This window comes from Photorhabdus sp. CRCIA-P01, assembly GCF_003545805.1.
Taxonomy (GTDB): domain Bacteria; phylum Pseudomonadota; class Gammaproteobacteria; order Enterobacterales; family Enterobacteriaceae; genus Photorhabdus; species Photorhabdus antumapuensis.
This window is the reverse complement of record NZ_NMQR01000157.1, coordinates 1-1,659: the sequence shown is the minus strand read 5'-3', so window position 1 is coordinate 1,659 and position 1,659 is coordinate 1. Positions and strand designations below refer to the sequence as shown.

Annotated in this window: 1 protein-coding gene; it reads left to right on the top strand. The window is 46.5% G+C overall.

Translation table 11 applies throughout. The features are described from left to right. Positions 1–81 precede the first annotated feature (81 nt). A complete protein-coding gene (locus D3222_RS24470) occupies positions 82–1,086 on the top strand; it encodes an IS110-like element ISPlu13 family transposase (RefSeq protein ID WP_118988342.1) in 1,005 nt (334 codons plus the stop codon). Positions 1,087–1,659 lie beyond the last annotated feature (573 nt).

Here is a 1,659-nt window from a genome sequence, read left to right as displayed (position 1 = left end):
CCCCAAGGTAATGAGATGGTTCCCCTCACTCTAACGGCAGTATATTAGCAGAGTGATTATCTTTGATAAGAGGCTACCATCATGAACACTATCGCACTGATTGGCATCGATCTCGGCAAGCATTCTTTTCATGTCCATTGTCAGGAGCAATCGGGAAAAGCTCTGCTACGTAAAAAATTCACCCGAACTAAATTGATGGAATTCTTAGCCGATTGCTCTCCGGCAACGGTTGTGATGGAAGCCTGTGCTGGCGCGCATTTCATGGCAAGGCGGATCGCTGATTTGGGGCATGAGGCTAAGCTGATTTCACCGCAGTTTGTCCGTCCTTTTGTCAAAAGTAACAAGAATGATTTTATTGACGCGGAAGCCATCTGTGAAGCCGCCTCACGACCTTCAATGCGTTTTGTTCAGCCCAGAACGGAAGCCCAACAAGCCATGCGAGCGTTGCATCGTGTCCGGGAATCACTGGTCCGGGATAAAGTCAAAACCACCAATCAGATGCAAGCTTTCCTGCTTGAGTTTGGCATCAGTATGCCCAAGGGGATTGCCGTGATAAAACGACTCTCCAYTGTTTTGGCCGAACATCCTCTTCCACCTTATTTGGTGCAAATATTACTACGGTTACAGGCGCATTATCACTATCTGGTTGGGCAAATCACCGAGATTGAGACCGCACTGTCACAGGAAATCATTCAGGATGATACCGGACAACGGCTGATGACGATCCCCGGTATTGGTCCCATCACGGCGAGTGTGCTTTCCTCACAACTGGGTGATGGAAAACAATATTCTCGCAGCCGGGATTTTGCGGCCTCGACGGGTTTGGTTCCCCGCCAGTACAGCACCGGGGGAAGGACGACCTTATTGGGTATCAGTAAACGGGGTAATAAGACGCTCCGGCAACTGTTGGTACTCTGCGCCCGGTCATTCATGCAACAGATTGAGCACCGGCAGGGAAAACTGGCTGACTGGGTTAAGCAGCAGCTTGAACGAAAGCACTCTAATATCGTGGCCTGTGCATTGGCTAATAAACTCGCCCGGATAGCGTGGGCCATTACGACACAACACACGGTATTTGTCGCCTAAAGCTGGCGTCATTGTGAACCTATTTAAATGTTACCCCACTGGTTTTGCGAAGACTGATTATTGATGACATGAACGGCCTACCGGCCTGATGAGAAACCTAACATAAAAAATGGCTCTTTCAAGCCGACAAGGTTTTAAGGTTCATCAGGCGCGGAACTCATCGAGGCGCAGGCTCCTTGCCTACAGTGACGCCGGATAGATTTAAGCAAGCCAAAAATTCATCAAAAATGAGTGTTGCAAAAACGAGGGGAACCATAGATTTTTATGCTCTATATTGGAGTGTAATTTTCATTTTTTCATATTGAGTTTTTTATCGTCATCCTCTCTGGTTTTGCCCAGTATTCTTCCCTGTATCGGGTAATCGTATGATTAGACTCTAATCACTACTGAATAAGTCGCATTTCTGTGTCCGTTGTTTTGTCAAGCAACCAGATAATACTAAAAGTAACCTGAACCTGAACTCTGGATAAAAAAATGGAACTCAGTGCCTGTTCCAAGATCAAAATTTTCGACCAAGAAAAAAACGATCTTATTAGGAACAGGCATGGATAAACTAGTTGAACTCTTCTGCGA